Raw genomic sequence first — 12,831 nt, forward strand, 5'->3', positions numbered from 1 at the left:
CACGCGCCCCCACAGCCCCACCACACACAGGAGACCAAAACATGCTCACCGTCACCGACTTCTTCTGCGGCGCCGGCGGCTCCAGCCAGGGCATGCACAACATCCCCGGCCTCCAGGTCGCCACCGCCGCCAACCACTGGGACCTCGCCGTCCGCACCCACCAGGAGAACTTCCCCGACGTCCGCCACGACTGCGCCGACATCAGCCAGATCGACTTCCGCCGCTACCCCCGCACCGACCTCCTCTGGGCCAGCCCCGAGTGCACCAACCACTCCGTCGCCAAGGGCGTCAAGCGCGGCGCCGACCGCCAGCCCGACCTGTTCGGCGAAGTCCTCCCCGAGGAGGCCGCGGTCCGCTCCCGCGCCACCATGTGGGACGTTCCCCGCTACCTCGAAGCCATGTCGCTGCGCGGCAAGCCCGTCCTCGGCGGCGTCGTTGAGAACGTCGTCGACGCCCGCAACTGGGCCTTGTTCGACGCCTGGTGCATGGCCATTCGCGCGCTCGGCTACGACATGCGGCTCGTCTACCTCAACTCCATGCACGCCAGGCCGAGGTTCGGCACCCCGCTCGCCCCCCAGTCCCGCGACCGCATGTACGTCATGTACTGGCTCAAGGGCAACCGCGCCCCGCAGATCGAGAAGTGGACCCGCCCCGACGCCCACTGCCCCGAGCACGGCCGCGTCCAGGCCGTCCAGTCATGGAAGAACCCCGACCGCGAGTGGGGCCGCTACCGCGCGCAGTACGTCTACCGCTGCCCCGTCCCCGGCTGCTGGACCATCGTCGAACCCTGGGCCCTCCCCGCGGCCGCAGCCATCGACTGGACCCAGCCCGGCCAGCGCATCGGCGACCGCACCAAGCCCCTCGCCGCCAAGACCCTCGCCCGCATCCGCGCGGGCCTCGCCAAGTACGCCCGCCCCCTGGCCGTCCCCGTCGAGGGGCGCGAGGGCAAGAACGCCGCGCCGGTCGACGACCCGCTGCGGACCATGACCACCCGCAACGAGACCAGCCTCGCCTGGTTCGAGCCGTTCCTCGCCGAACTCCGCGGTGGCGGCTCCGACCACCGGCCCGCCTCCGACCCGCTCGCCACCGTGTGCGCCTCCGGCAACCACCACGGCCTCGTCCACCCCGCAGCCGCGATGGTCATGCGGAACAACGGCTCCACCGGCAACGGCGGCGAGCACTGCACCCCGGCCGCCGAACCGCTCCGGACCCTGACCACCGCCGGACACCAGTCACTCGTCACCTGGCCGATGCTCGTTCCCGCGGGCGGCACCTGGAACGACGAAGCCCGGCCCGTGCGCGAGCCGTTCCGGGCGCGGACCACCCGCGAGACCGAGGGCCTGCTCGTCCCGTACTACGGCAACGGCACCGCCCGCCCGACCGACCAGCCCGCTCCCACGGTCACCACGGTCGACCGACACGCCCTGGTCTCCCCCGACCTCGACGTCGAGGAGTGCCTGTTCCGGATGCTCAGCCCGCGCGAGATCGGCGCCGCCATGGCGTTCGGCACCGACTACACCGTGCTCGGCAACAAGCGCGAGCAGGTCCGCCAGTACGGCAACGCCGTCACCCCGCCCGCCGCCGAAGTCCTGATGAGCGCCCTGGTCGAGTCCATCACCGGCGAAGACCTCCAGGCCGCCGCGTGAGCTTCTACATGATCCCGATCGTCCACTGCGACGCCCCTGGCTGCGAGAAGCCCGAGATCCACCACCACGCGGCGAAAACCGCCACCGAGGTCCGCGCCTGGCGCAAGGCCGACGGCTGGCGAGAGCGCCCCGGCGGCCGGGACATCTGCCCCGACTGCTGGGCAGCCGGCCACCGCTGACCCACCCCCGGGCGGCCGGCACCCACCGGCCGCCCACCACACCCACCACGGAGAACCGCCATGGCGTACCGCCGCGAGACCTGCGTGATCATCACCTGCGACCTCTGCCAGTACACCCTCGACGAGGACGGCGAGGGCCAGCAGCACTACACCACCGAAGCCGACGCCCTGAAGTGGGCCATCGCCCAAGGCTGGTCCCAGCTCGTCGACGGCCGTATCGCCTGCGGTGACGACGCCCACTTCGGCCTCCTGGCCGACGATGCCGTCACCCGCATGACGGCCGCCGGGGGCGACCGGTGACCGACACCCCGCCGCCCAGCCTCCGCGACCGCATCGAGGCCGCCCTCCGCGCCGCCGCACACGACTGCCCCGACGACTGCGGCCTCACCGAGGCCGAGTGCGACGCCCAACACCCCATCCAGGTCGCCGCGTACCACCACAACGCCGTGGCCGCGGTGTGGGGCGACGTGGACGCCATCGCCGCCGCCGTGCTCGCGGTCGTGCAGCCCGAACTCGACCGCCGCGACGCCGAGATCGACCGGCTCCGCGCCGAGCTGGACACCCTGACCGCAGTCGCCCGGACCAACGCCGCCGCCCACCGGGCCGCGGTCGAGGGCGGCGAGCGCTGGGTCCGCATCCCGGACGCTCTGCCATCCGACGTGGTCCGACACCTCCCCTGACGCCTGTCACCACCGCCCCCTGACGCCCGACGCCGCCCGCCACCACGGGCGGCCCCACCCCGAGGAGCACACCATGAGCAAGATCGAAGCCGACCAGATTGAGTGGACCCTCATCCACACCGAGGACTGGGGCGGCGGCCCCGAGCACACCTACCGCGCCGAGAACGTCGAGCACGCCGGCTGCGGCGGCGACGTCCACATGATCCACCTTCACGATGCCATGGGCGGCCTCCTCGGCGCCCACTCGAAGTGCGCCAAGTGCGGCGAGAACCTCACCCCCTGACCCCCGCCCTGGCCTGCCGTCACCCGGCGGCAGGCCCCACCATCCGACCCGAGGAGCGCCCGTGACCGACCAGCCCGCCGACCTGCTCGCCGCCGCAGCCACAGCCCTTCGCGGATCCGCCAACGCCGCCATTCACGACGGCCGCACGACCTGGCGGCTCGGCAGCACCCGCGGCAGCAAGAGCCCCGTGGTGCTCGACGACCAGGACAAGCCCACCGTCCTCATCGAGACCTGGGCGCCGCGCCTCGAAGACGTCAATGCCTATCTCACGCTCGTCGGCCCCGCCACCGGCCTCGCCATCGCCGAGTGGCTGAGCGACGCCGCTGCGGGCGACGACCACGGTGAGCACGACCCGTACGCCCTGGCGGTGGCCCGCGCGGTGCTCGGCCAGAACGGCGGCCAGCAGTGACCCGCCCCCTCACCCCGCGCGAGGCCGACGTCCTCCGCTACAAGGCCCAGGGCCGCACCGACTACGACATCAGCGCCGCCCTGCGCGTCACCGAGAGCACCGTACGCAGCACCGTCCTCCGGGCCATCCGCGCACTCGGCGCCACGACGCTCGACCAGGCCATCCAGCTCCACAACCAGTCTAAGGAGGGCCAGCAGTGATGCGCACTGCCATCCGCCCCGGCCAGATCTACCGCTGCATCGCCCCACGTGGCGGCCCCACAATCCGAATCGTCGAAGAGCCGATCAGCACCCTGGGGCTGCACGCCTTCGGCAAGGTCACGGTGGAGACCGTCCGCCGCGACGGCACCGGCCACCGCCGCCGCGCGCTGGAGACCACCCAGCTCCACGACAGCCCGACCACCAACGCCGGGCAGCCCCGCCGTACCGGCTACGTACTGGTCCGCGACGCCGCGTGACGGTCAGCCCCTGGCTGGTCCTGGCCGGCGCCCTCTACGGCGCCGGCCTCACCGCCACCCTCTACGCACTCCACCCCCGGAGACGCACATGAACCCCTGGACCATCCTCGCCACCTGCGCCACCCTCATCGGCCTCTGGTGGTTCCGCCAGATCTGCGCGGACTACGTCGCCGCCGGCCGAGCCGCCGCCGAACTCCGCAGCCGCGACACCGAGCAGGCCCGCTTCGACGACCAGTTCGCCGCCATCGTCGCCCAGCTGGAGCGCCAGCCGTGACCGCCGAGCACACCCCACGCCCCGGCCGCACCTGGGAGACCACCGTGGTCCGCACCGAGGTGGTCGTCCCCGACGACGCGCCTGAGGACCGCCCCAACCGCGCCACCCGCCGGGCCCTCGCCCGAGCCAAGAGGAAGGCCACCTGATGAACCCCACCGCCGAGCAGCTCGACCACCTCATCGGCCACACCGCCAACCGCCCGCTCACCCCCGACGAGCACGCCGCTCTCCGGGCTGGCGTCCGGGCACTCCGGGCCGTCCTCGCCGGATCTCTCGAAGCAACGCTCAGCGCCACCCTCGGCCGGCCGTCGCTCGGCACCTACCACCAGCAGGTCGTAAAGCAGCTCGCCGACGCCGAGGACGAACTCGGCAAGCTCCGCAGGTACGTCGCCAAGCTCATAACGGAACGCGACAGCGCCCGCCAGGAGTCGGACCTCTGGCACGGCACGGCGGTCGCAGCCATCGCGAAGTACACGTACGCCACGGCCGCCCACCAGTCCACGATCGTCGAGGCCCGCCGCCAGGCCGCCCGCGCCGACCGTTACCGCGCCGCCTGGCTGTCCGCCCGGCAGCGAGCCGCCGAGTTCAGCACCGCCCTCGACAGCACCGTTGACGCCGCCACGCGAGGCTGCAACGACCTCGGCCGCATGGCCCACCGTCTGCTCGACCGTGCCGAGCAAGCCGAGGCCGAGCTTGCGCGGCGCCATCACGGTCATGCCGGCGAGGACGCTCGGTCGATGCTGCTGAACCTGCTTGCCCAGTGGGGGATGCGGAGCGGCCACGGGGCACGAGCCATCGTGGACGAGGCACTGAGCAGGCATGCCGCCGATCTGGACCGGGCAACCGCCACCGCGCCGCTCATCTGCTGCGACGAGCGCCACCAGGAACGCGTGGCCGCGCTCACTGCCCGCGCCGAGCAGGCCGAGGCCCGCATCGCCGAGCTGACCGCCAACCTGGCCCCGACCGAAGACGCCCTCACCCGCGTCCTTCGCTCCCTTGATGACGTGCGCGCCACCCGCGGCATCCTCGGCGCCGTCATCGCCGACCAGATCGACGCCGCCCTCAGCGACGAGACCGGCGAGGCGAGCGAGATGGTGCTCGTGGCGACCATCCCGATACAGCCGGAGCCAACCGCAGGGCAGCAACCGGTGTTCACGGGAGTGTTGGCGTACCTCGCCGAAGAGAACCGGCGGCCGTGACCTGCCCCGACGACCCACCCCCAGCCGACCACGCGGAGGACCCCATGTCCGACTACGCCAAGGAAACCTGCCTCAACGGGCGGGTCCTGTACGGCCCCGAGGTCTGCAACGGCACCGGAGACGTGTACATCCACATCGACCCCAATGCCCCACTCGGCGCCGAAGGCTACGTGATGGTCCTGAAAGCCGAGCAGGTATTCGAACTGGCCGCCGCCTTGACGGACGCAGCCGAATACGCGATCCGGCGCCGCAACGAGGTCAACGCGTGACCTGCCCCGACGACGGGTGGGACGGCTGGGAGGAGGAGGCCCTGCTCGACGGGCTCGACCCCGACCAGTGGGAACCCCTCCCACCGCCCCGCCACATCCGCGACCTCGCCGACTACCAGCCCAGGAGGACCAGTTGACCAGCCGCACCGCCCGCTTCGCCGCCGCCTACGCTCTCCTCACCGCATCGCACGAAATTGCTGATCATTGGGTCCAGACGGACGCCCAAGCCGCCAACAAGGGCCGGTCCGGACCGGCGGGTATCCGCGCGTGCGCGGCACATGTCGGGGCGTACGCCGCCACCCAAGCGGTTGCCCTCATCGGCGGGTCCCGCCTGCTCGGCCTGCGTCTCCGACCCGGGCCCACCGCCGCGGCGCTCGCCGTCTCGGCTGTGACGCACTACATCGCCGACCGGCAAGGCGGCCACTGGCGCGACGGGCACCCCCGCGGCATTGTCCGCCTCGCCCACGCCACCGGCAGCGGCACCTGGGTCCAGCGAGACCCCCAAGCCGGCTACCTGCTCGACCAGTCCTGGCACAAGGGCTGGATCGCCATCGCCGCCCTCATCGCCGCCCGCTGACCAGGAGAACCGCATGACCGACGACGACAACGCCCAACCGATCGACATCTCGGCGCGAACCGACGAGGACGGCGTCCTGCATGTCACGATCCGCCAGGACGGGTGCGTCTACCAGGTACAAGGCCGGGCCGGAGCAAAGATCGAAGAGGCGGCGTGGCCAGGCGGACCGGCGCAGTGTCGCTTCGATCTGAGCATCACGGACGCGTCGATCATCGCGACCGGGCACCTTCCGGACCCCGCAGCTCACGAGTCAGCGCGCGCCTTCGCAGAGCTGATCGCAGCCCGCAGCGCGGCCCCGCGCTGATGAGTGACATCGCGGCGTGGCTGCTGGCGGAGTTGGACCGTGTGGAACAGCTCGCGCGGGCAGCCGCCGAGCCCGACGGCCCGGTGTGGACGCACAACGACGGCGACTGCTGCGACGACAGCCGACGTGGCGATTCCTGCGGTTACGGCCGGGACAAGCAAGTGGAGCGCCGAGTCCGGCTGCTCGCGGAGGGCTACGGCTGGACGGAGGAATCATCGTGAGCGAGTCGATGCAGTCCGGGTGGGATGCGGCGGTCGGGGAGTGTCTGAACGGGCACGAGAACTGCTCGTATGGCGGGATGTCTCCGTCGAGCGGGTACTGGCTGGCCGATACCAGGTGCGGGCTCGGCCATCACGACCGCTGCGCTTGGTGTCCGGCGGAGCCGACTACGGGGTTCGCCGGATGGGCCCCGGACGGCTGGTCGATCTGGGCTGTGCCGGCCTGCGAGAAGCACGCAGCCGAGTGGGCCGCAGCACATCCGGAGTGGGCACGACCCGACGACCCCAAGGGCGCGCCTGGATCAGCCTCACTGGACGAACTCCTGGCTGCGAAGGCGGCGTATCTCGCGGCGATGCCGGAGGAGCTGCGTCAGGTGTGGCAGGCCGCTGATCTGGCGGCGGAGAACATGCTGTTGTGGGGAAACCCGGATGGCCCAGGTCCAGGCGTTCGGCCGGGAAAGCTGTTCGATGGTCTCCGGTCGATCTTCGGAGAGGAGGAACAGTGAGCGGCGAGATCCGTCACGTCGAGGTGACCGTCACCGTCCTCGACTGCGACCACCTCCCCGAGGTGGCCGGCCAGCAGATGTACGCGGACGACGTCGTCCAGGAGGTCCGAGACGTCGTCGCCGCTGCGCTCGCCGGCTGGTACGCGCGACGCGGACATGACCTGCTCGCCTGCGAGCCCTACCTCTTGTAGGCGCCCGGACGTGCCGCCCCCGCTGAACCGACCACCCCACAGTGCACAGAAGACCGGAATGCTCCCCACCCCGCCCGAGCCCGTCATCGTCGAACGCGGCAACGGCATCAGCATCCACTGGCCCCAACCTGAGCCGCAGCCCCGAACCCAATTCCAGCCGTTGACCGTTGGGACCGCCGCGTTCGAGTGACGCAGTGGTCGTACTACGAGAGGATCAGTCCGTGACCGACACCAGCCGTGCTTCCCGACTGCCCGACGACCCCGAGCCAATTGCCGACTGGCACTGGATGATCACCGCCACCTGGACAACCAGCGACCGGTCGGAGATGCGTACGCTCGAAGGCGTGATCACCCAGTACGAGGGCGATACCCGCCAGGATCTGGTCCATTACGCGCAGATCGCCTTCGCAAACGAGGTGCAGCGCGACAAGTTCGCCGTCCTCCTGTTCCATCTGGAACCCAACACCCTGGCGTCCTCCGGTAAGTAAGGGAGCGCACCAATGACCGACGACCTGATCGCCTTCCTCCACGCCCGCCTCGACGAGGACGAACAGCACGCGCGCATCATCAGCTGTGGCGGTTTCGCCCCCCAGGTGTGGCGCGCCGAACCGGTACGCAGCCGTCGGTGGATGCAGATCATCCCGTTCCAGCGCGAGTCCCACGAATCCCCGGGATCCGAGTACCGTGCGAGCGACAGTCCGACCGTCCTCGTCGCCAACGACCGGGCCGAGTGGGCGCACATTGAACGGTGGGACCCGTCGCGGGTGGTGGCCGAGGTCGACGCCAAGCGGCGCATCCTCGACGACCTCGACTACGGCGGCGCGGAGATGGCCGACGCCCGCTCGCACGTCGTCCGGCGCCTCGCCGCGATCTACCGCGACCACCCCAACTACCGGCCCGAATGGGCACCCGACGTCTGATCAAGGAGCGCCCGGTCTACTGGCCGGGCGTTTTGCTGTGCTCGATGGGTTGGTCGTCGCCTCGGAGGTTGGCGAGGGCGTCAGCGATGAGCCAGGCGAGAGGTTCGGCCTGGTTGATGGGCTGGTGGCCGACGATCTCCCCGTTGATGATCCATTTCAAGTAGACGCCGGCACGGGGCTTCGCGGACTGGGAGAGGCCGGCGTAGACCCAGCCCTGTTCCCCGCGGGCTTCGGTCTCCAAGTTCAGCGGGACCGCCTTCGAGCGGTGAGCGCCGCCGCGAGCTCCGAGACTGGGTTGGGTGCCGGGGACGGTGCAGTGGGCGGGGTCGCACCAGGTGGGGTGGAGGGTCGTGCTCATGCGACCCAGGCTAGTCGAATGCCTGTTCGAGTCGCGCAACCGGGATCACCCATGTCGGAACCCTTGACTCCGGAAGATCGCGGGCGGATCCTGGCCACCCCCACCAGGGAGGATCCTCATGCCCGACCCTGCACCCCATCCCACCGTGACCGTCACACCCGGCACTGACGACTGCCCCAAATGCGGCCGCGTGGTCGCATACACCGCACACGTCACACTCGGCGACGGATTCGACCTCCACCTGTGCCGCCACTGCGACACCGGCGCCACGACCGGCGGCCGACTCCTCGCGGTCCTCGGGCTCCCAGATGGCGAGCGGCCCATGGACTTGTTCAGGGACTTCACGACGGCATGGCTGCGTGAAGGCGCAGCGGTCTACGGGTGGCATCAGATTCCCGATCATCCTGAGTAGAGCCACCGGGCCGGGTGCGGCGCCGGCCGCACCCGGCCCGGTTGTCAGCGGCCGGTGAGATGGTGCACCCATGGACTCCGCCGACATCGGCAGCGGCCCGCCAGGCCCATGCCGCGAATGCGGGCAGCACTCCCCCGGCCGCTGGCCCGGCGCCCGCTGCAAGCCTTGCTGGGAAACACGCGTCGCGGCCCGCAACGAGGTGTTCTGGAGCGGACCCACCGGCCTGTACCGGCTGTACGAGCAGAACGGGCTGCTGCTGTACATCGGGCTCAGTACCGAGCCGGAGCGGCGCTTCAAGGAGCATCGCAAGTCGACGCCGTGGTGGCAGGACGTGGATCCGTCCCGGACGACGGTCGAGTGGCTGGATTGCGGCGGTAACGACGCGATCCGCGTCGAACGCCAGGCGATCCGGGCGGAGCGGCCGGCGGCGAATCGGGAGTGGGCCGCGCCGCTGCCAGCGGAGTGTCCTCCGCTGCCGGAGCCAGGCGTATGGTTCGACCGGGCCGCGCAGTATCGGGAGTGGCGCCGGTGGTTCGCGGTGTGGCGGGACTGTCAGCTTCAGCCTGGGGAACGGGCGGCCCGGGATTCCGCTGCGCAACATCTGGACTCCCCCGTTCCGCAGGCGTAGGTTCCTCGCCACGAGGGGGGTCAACCCGGGCATCCAACCCCGCCCGGGCCCCGAGGGCGGCCTTCGTGGCCGCCTGGCCACGCTGCGCCCTGCCGCTTCCCAAGTGCGACAGGGCGCCAGCCCTCGTTTCAGGGCTTCACCTTCGGCTCGCCCTCATCCTGCTGCTTCAGCTTCTTGACCATGAGGCCGGCGTTCCGCGCCCGCATCGACTGGCCGGTGTCGTAGGTGAACAGCGTGACGGGAGCAGCGGCGAGTGCCTGCAGGGCCAGCGCCCGGTCGACGATCTCGTCGTCGGCTATCGGGAGTCGCACGTGGCCCGGCGGGTCGAGGAGAAGCTCGACCGTCACCTTCGGCTTCGGTAGAGCCCCCGAGTCCGTTCCTGAAAGATCCCGCTCTCGGAACGTCGTGAACGGCTGCTGACCGGAGGCGAAGAGCCGGTCTATCACGGCCAGGCTGTGGCTGGCTCGCCATCTGACCTGCTGCTTACTGTGCTGCTTCAGATTGTCCAGCTCGTCGATAACAACCATGGGCAGGACGAGGTTCACCGTGTCCTCATACACCCCGGTCAGGGCGCGGAAGTCCAGGGCTTCGAACTTCTCGGGGTGGTGGATGAACACGCCGGTGTCGAAGACGATGTCCACTCCGGCCTGCCGACGTCGGTTAATGGCCGCTTCGAGGGTCTGGACTGCGGCGTTGAAGTCGTCGGTACGCTGGTGGAGTTCGAGGTTGAGCAGCCCGTTTGCGAACCTGACGGTGGTCGGAGCAGTCATCACGGCAACGTTGTTGAGGATCTGCTCGTATCGGCTGGTCAGGATGAGCCGAGTGAGGTCGCGGTCGCTGATCTGGCCGGCGAGTTGTCCGACGGCGTCGTTGGCCCACTCCAGGTAGGCAAGAACCGCCTCGACGGTGTCGTGTGGCCTGGACGTGTAGAGGTTCTGGACGTCGTCGCGGGTCTTGCGAAGGGCCTGGAGCAGGTTGTCGCGGTTGGTGCCGGGGCGGGGAGTGATGAGCATCCTCCGGATGATGCCAGGGACCACTGACGAACGAACGTGGGAACGGACACCAGGTTGGCCGAGAAGCGGCTTTGAAGTCCTGGTACCTGGGCACGGTGACGTGGTCGCCAACACGCTGCGCGATGAGTCAGACACCCACGGGAGAGACCAGTTGAGCCGCACCCAGCACGACCTGCAGGTCACGTACAGCCCCAGCAAGGGCTGGTCCCACTTCGTCCTGTACGCAGAGCCCCAGCACGGAATCGTGAGCAGCGGCCTTCACGAGGTGATGTCGTTCGAGCGGCCCACGCAACGGGTCAACGAGTGGCTGGACCGCCTGCGGAAGTGCGAGCCGAACTCGCTGCACACCCTGCTCGTCGACGACAGGAAGATCCCCAACCTGTTCCACCCCTGCGTCTATGAGGACCGGGAAAGCCCGTCCGCCGTGGGCGGAGACGGCTGCGTCTGCTTCCAGACCTCATACGACCCGGAGTACGGCCTGCCCGTCGTCGCGGACCACCACCGAACCGTCAGCGGAAACATCGACCAGTGGACGTACTACACCCTGGCTCCGGCCGCCCTGCGCCCCGACGACCACTTCGCGTCGTTCATCATCGACGAGGCCACGAACTTCTGGATCCGGACCACCACGGGGCTGCTCGTGATCCTGCCGGTGGGACGCCACGGTGGCTACAGCGTCGGATACAGCGGCGGCGGACCGACGGCTCTGGCGTCGTACTTGCGGAAGCTGATCGAGACGGACGGTGAGGACACGGCGCCGCTTGAACGCCGGTATGACGAGAAGCCGGACGCGGGGCTGCTCGCGTGGGCAACGAGCAAGGCCGCAGAGCGGGCATGTGAGCTAACACTGGATGACCTGCGTCGGATCCAGCGCGGCTGACGGCAGACAACCGCCGCTCCCGCGGCCGGCGAATCGAAGGCAGGCGGCCTCGCGCCGGACGCTGCGCCCGGCTCGATTCGTCGAAGGAATCGGCCTGGTAGCCAGCGGACAGCTGCCCGTAGCAACAAGAGGCAACGCGGAAGCAACGCGAGGCAACCGATCTGACGGAAGGTAAGACCTGCAGGCGCTATAGACTCAAGGCCCCTTCCCCGGCGGGATGATCCGCGTCGGCGCCCGGGCCGTTGGCTGGCGGGCGTCGGCCAGGATGATCCGGCCAACGCACTAGGGAGGGAGCCCGTCATGGACGAGCCTGTCCAAGAGGGGCACCGCGACCAACTCGTCGCGGCGACACAGGATCTGACCTACGAGACCAGGCAGCTGGCCGTGGTGACCAGGAGGACTTGCCGGTCCACCTGGGTGTTGGTGGGGGCGACGCTCGCCCTCACCGGCGTCACGGCAGGCGTCCTGGCTCATGAGGTCGGCCTGATGTAGCCGGACGGCAAAGAGCCCGACCGAGGTCGGGCTCTCGCGGAAGCCGAGGGGCCGTTCTCGCTGGCAGGCTGGGCGGCCCTTCGTGCTGCTTACGACCCGATGTCAGGGGCCGTTGCCGCCGTGCCAGACCCGGTTTTGGATGACCTGGGTTTATCACGCGACACCCAGAGCTTAGCCGTTCAACGCGTAATTTATATCAACCGGGTAGGAACCAGCAGGACGAGTTGGAGCTCATCCTCGACCAGAGACAAGCCCCTGACCAGGCACTTGGTGAGATCGGAGCTACGACCTGCGCGGCGAAACGATCACCGCACGGTCCTCCTCGCCGGGGAAGTAATCACCGGTCGACGCCGTGGCCGGGTGCTCGCGGAACACCGCGTTCTCAAGCTCGTCCCGAGCCTCGCGAAGCGCCTGGATCGCTACTTTGAGCTTGGCGGCGGGGACAGCTTCCGGCCCGGTCCTCGGGTACGCATTCAGGAGCCGGACCCTCCGGCGCAGGATCTCATCCTGGATGCCGGCCAGGACGCAGCCGAGCTCGATGTGTTCTTGCTGGGTCAACCGGGGGTTGGTCATGCGGTCATATCCTCCGTGGTGAGATCGCCAGGATCGCCGATGGAGCCGAACTTCATCAGAGGGCACGCCGTAGTCGGCGCGCCAAAGTCGACGGCGACCCCGTCAAGGTGTACGTGGCGAACAGGGCGCCGAGCGCGGTGTCGACTCGGGACATCAGGCGCGGGCGGGCTGGATCAGCTTCAGCTCGTGGGCGGGGCACAGGACTGGGCCTATGAAGAAGCCGATCCCATTGACGGTCCACCGGCCCTGGGTGAGCGGGCCGGGAGGCTTCCCGTCGACGATGTAGCCGGTGCGCCCGGCGGCGCGGGGGTCGTCCTGACAGGTCTTGATGTAGACCTTGTCGCCTGCGTTGAACACGGTTTCC

At 69.8% G+C, this 12,831-nt stretch carries 28 protein-coding genes; 24 read left to right on the plus strand and 4 right to left on the minus strand.

What is annotated here, in order from left to right; all coding sequences use genetic code 11:
• Positions 1 to 41: 41 nt before the first annotated feature.
• The 20 genes from ACZ3YL_RS00295 to ACZ3YL_RS00390 all read left to right on the plus strand — a co-directional run bounded on the left by ACZ3YL_RS00295 (position 42) and on the right by ACZ3YL_RS00390 (position 8,111).
• Positions 42 to 1,646 carry a DNA cytosine methyltransferase gene (locus tag ACZ3YL_RS00295; RefSeq protein WP_465654288.1) on the plus strand — a complete coding sequence of 535 codons (1,605 nt, stop codon included), beginning with the start codon at positions 42 to 44 and terminating at the stop codon, positions 1,644 to 1,646.
• A complete protein-coding gene (locus ACZ3YL_RS00300; protein ID WP_465654290.1) occupies positions 1,643 to 1,825 on the plus strand; it encodes a hypothetical protein in 183 nt (60 codons plus the stop codon). The genes ACZ3YL_RS00295 and ACZ3YL_RS00300 overlap by 4 nt, the downstream gene beginning before the upstream one ends.
• 60 nt (positions 1,826 to 1,885) lie before the next feature.
• A complete protein-coding gene (locus tag ACZ3YL_RS00305) occupies positions 1,886 to 2,125 on the plus strand; it encodes a hypothetical protein (protein ID WP_465654292.1) in 240 nt (79 codons plus the stop codon).
• Positions 2,122 to 2,505 carry a hypothetical protein gene (locus ACZ3YL_RS00310; protein ID WP_465654294.1) on the plus strand — a complete coding sequence of 128 codons (384 nt, stop codon included), beginning with the start codon at positions 2,122 to 2,124 and terminating at the stop codon, positions 2,503 to 2,505. Before ACZ3YL_RS00305 ends, ACZ3YL_RS00310 begins: the two co-directional genes overlap by 4 nt.
• Before the next feature lie 73 nt (positions 2,506 to 2,578).
• Complete coding sequence (locus tag ACZ3YL_RS00315; RefSeq protein ID WP_465654296.1) at positions 2,579 to 2,788, plus strand: hypothetical protein; 210 nt, start codon at positions 2,579 to 2,581, stop codon at positions 2,786 to 2,788.
• A gap of 61 nt (positions 2,789 to 2,849) precedes the next feature.
• Positions 2,850 to 3,197 (plus strand): hypothetical protein, encoded by a 348-nt coding sequence (locus ACZ3YL_RS00320; protein ID WP_465654298.1) that lies wholly within the window; start codon positions 2,850 to 2,852, stop codon positions 3,195 to 3,197.
• Positions 3,194 to 3,397 carry a helix-turn-helix domain-containing protein gene (locus ACZ3YL_RS00325; RefSeq protein WP_465654300.1) on the plus strand — a complete coding sequence of 68 codons (204 nt, stop codon included), beginning with the start codon at positions 3,194 to 3,196 and terminating at the stop codon, positions 3,395 to 3,397. Before ACZ3YL_RS00320 ends, ACZ3YL_RS00325 begins: the two co-directional genes overlap by 4 nt.
• Positions 3,397 to 3,654 carry a hypothetical protein gene (locus tag ACZ3YL_RS00330; protein ID WP_465654302.1) on the plus strand — a complete coding sequence of 86 codons (258 nt, stop codon included), beginning with the start codon at positions 3,397 to 3,399 and terminating at the stop codon, positions 3,652 to 3,654. Before ACZ3YL_RS00325 ends, ACZ3YL_RS00330 begins: the two co-directional genes overlap by 1 nt.
• A gap of 88 nt (positions 3,655 to 3,742) precedes the next feature.
• Positions 3,743 to 3,928, plus strand: coding sequence for a hypothetical protein (locus ACZ3YL_RS00335; protein WP_465654304.1), 186 nt, complete (start codon positions 3,743 to 3,745; stop codon positions 3,926 to 3,928).
• Positions 3,925 to 4,074, plus strand: a complete 150-nt coding sequence (locus tag ACZ3YL_RS00340) for a hypothetical protein (RefSeq protein WP_465654306.1) — start codon at positions 3,925 to 3,927, stop codon at positions 4,072 to 4,074. The genes ACZ3YL_RS00335 and ACZ3YL_RS00340 overlap by 4 nt, the downstream gene beginning before the upstream one ends.
• Positions 4,074 to 5,126 (plus strand): hypothetical protein, encoded by a 1,053-nt coding sequence (locus ACZ3YL_RS00345; protein WP_465654308.1) that lies wholly within the window; start codon positions 4,074 to 4,076, stop codon positions 5,124 to 5,126. The genes ACZ3YL_RS00340 and ACZ3YL_RS00345 overlap by 1 nt, the downstream gene beginning before the upstream one ends.
• A gap of 44 nt (positions 5,127 to 5,170) precedes the next feature.
• On the plus strand, positions 5,171 to 5,395 hold the full coding sequence (locus tag ACZ3YL_RS00350; RefSeq protein WP_465654310.1) for a hypothetical protein: 225 nt from the start codon (positions 5,171 to 5,173) through the stop codon (positions 5,393 to 5,395).
• Entirely contained in the window at positions 5,392 to 5,532 is a 141-nt protein-coding gene (locus tag ACZ3YL_RS00355; protein ID WP_465654312.1) for a hypothetical protein, read from the plus strand. The genes ACZ3YL_RS00350 and ACZ3YL_RS00355 overlap by 4 nt, the downstream gene beginning before the upstream one ends.
• Entirely contained in the window at positions 5,529 to 5,972 is a 444-nt protein-coding gene (locus ACZ3YL_RS00360; RefSeq protein WP_465654314.1) for a hypothetical protein, read from the plus strand. Before ACZ3YL_RS00355 ends, ACZ3YL_RS00360 begins: the two co-directional genes overlap by 4 nt.
• Before the next feature lie 13 nt (positions 5,973 to 5,985).
• Positions 5,986 to 6,276 carry a hypothetical protein gene (locus ACZ3YL_RS00365; RefSeq protein WP_465654316.1) on the plus strand — a complete coding sequence of 97 codons (291 nt, stop codon included), beginning with the start codon at positions 5,986 to 5,988 and terminating at the stop codon, positions 6,274 to 6,276.
• Complete coding sequence (locus ACZ3YL_RS00370; RefSeq protein WP_465654318.1) at positions 6,276 to 6,497, plus strand: hypothetical protein; 222 nt, start codon at positions 6,276 to 6,278, stop codon at positions 6,495 to 6,497. Before ACZ3YL_RS00365 ends, ACZ3YL_RS00370 begins: the two co-directional genes overlap by 1 nt.
• Positions 6,494 to 7,000: a hypothetical protein gene (locus tag ACZ3YL_RS00375; RefSeq protein WP_465654320.1), complete on the plus strand. Its 507-nt coding sequence runs from the start codon at positions 6,494 to 6,496 to the stop codon at positions 6,998 to 7,000. Before ACZ3YL_RS00370 ends, ACZ3YL_RS00375 begins: the two co-directional genes overlap by 4 nt.
• Entirely contained in the window at positions 6,997 to 7,191 is a 195-nt protein-coding gene (locus ACZ3YL_RS00380) for a hypothetical protein (protein ID WP_465654322.1), read from the plus strand. Before ACZ3YL_RS00375 ends, ACZ3YL_RS00380 begins: the two co-directional genes overlap by 4 nt.
• A gap of 221 nt (positions 7,192 to 7,412) precedes the next feature.
• On the plus strand, positions 7,413 to 7,679 hold the full coding sequence (locus ACZ3YL_RS00385; RefSeq protein WP_465654324.1) for a hypothetical protein: 267 nt from the start codon (positions 7,413 to 7,415) through the stop codon (positions 7,677 to 7,679).
• Between the two features lie 12 nt (positions 7,680 to 7,691).
• Entirely contained in the window at positions 7,692 to 8,111 is a 420-nt protein-coding gene (locus ACZ3YL_RS00390) for a DUF6221 family protein (protein WP_465654326.1), read from the plus strand.
• Between the two features lie 16 nt (positions 8,112 to 8,127).
• Here the strand turns inward: ACZ3YL_RS00390 and ACZ3YL_RS00395 are convergent, their stop codons facing one another.
• Positions 8,128 to 8,469 (minus strand): hypothetical protein, encoded by a 342-nt coding sequence (locus ACZ3YL_RS00395; protein WP_465654328.1) that lies wholly within the window; start codon positions 8,467 to 8,469, stop codon positions 8,128 to 8,130.
• Positions 8,470 to 8,587: 118 nt separating this feature from the next.
• Between ACZ3YL_RS00395 and ACZ3YL_RS00400 the strand changes: the two genes are divergently transcribed.
• Together ACZ3YL_RS00400 and ACZ3YL_RS00405 are read left to right on the plus strand one after the other, a co-directional pair.
• On the plus strand, positions 8,588 to 8,881 hold the full coding sequence (locus ACZ3YL_RS00400) for a hypothetical protein (protein WP_465654330.1): 294 nt from the start codon (positions 8,588 to 8,590) through the stop codon (positions 8,879 to 8,881).
• 70 nt (positions 8,882 to 8,951) lie between these two features.
• The gene (locus tag ACZ3YL_RS00405) at positions 8,952 to 9,509 is read left to right on the plus strand and encodes a GIY-YIG nuclease family protein (protein WP_465654332.1); all 558 of its coding nucleotides are present in this window, start codon (positions 8,952 to 8,954) and stop codon (positions 9,507 to 9,509) included.
• Between the two features lie 128 nt (positions 9,510 to 9,637).
• Here ACZ3YL_RS00405 and ACZ3YL_RS00410 read toward each other — a convergent pair whose 3' ends face one another.
• Positions 9,638 to 10,522 carry a PIN domain-containing protein gene (locus tag ACZ3YL_RS00410; RefSeq protein WP_465654333.1) on the minus strand — a complete coding sequence of 295 codons (885 nt, stop codon included), beginning with the start codon at positions 10,520 to 10,522 and terminating at the stop codon, positions 9,638 to 9,640.
• 151 nt (positions 10,523 to 10,673) lie between these two features.
• Here ACZ3YL_RS00410 and ACZ3YL_RS00415 point away from each other — a divergent pair, with 151 nt between their 5' ends.
• A complete protein-coding gene (locus tag ACZ3YL_RS00415; RefSeq protein ID WP_465654335.1) occupies positions 10,674 to 11,402 on the plus strand; it encodes a hypothetical protein in 729 nt (242 codons plus the stop codon).
• A gap of 300 nt (positions 11,403 to 11,702) precedes the next feature.
• Positions 11,703 to 11,894, plus strand: a complete 192-nt coding sequence (locus ACZ3YL_RS00420; protein WP_465654337.1) for a hypothetical protein — start codon at positions 11,703 to 11,705, stop codon at positions 11,892 to 11,894.
• A gap of 282 nt (positions 11,895 to 12,176) precedes the next feature.
• Here the strand turns inward: ACZ3YL_RS00420 and ACZ3YL_RS00425 are convergent, their stop codons facing one another.
• Together ACZ3YL_RS00425 and ACZ3YL_RS00430 are read right to left on the minus strand one after the other, a co-directional pair.
• A complete protein-coding gene (locus ACZ3YL_RS00425) occupies positions 12,177 to 12,467 on the minus strand; it encodes a hypothetical protein (RefSeq protein WP_465654339.1) in 291 nt (96 codons plus the stop codon).
• A gap of 153 nt (positions 12,468 to 12,620) precedes the next feature.
• Positions 12,621 to 12,824, minus strand: coding sequence for a hypothetical protein (locus ACZ3YL_RS00430; protein ID WP_465654341.1), 204 nt, complete (start codon positions 12,822 to 12,824; stop codon positions 12,621 to 12,623).
• Positions 12,825 to 12,831: the final 7 nt, after the last annotated feature.

Source organism: Kitasatospora sp. NPDC023176, from assembly GCF_055560495.1.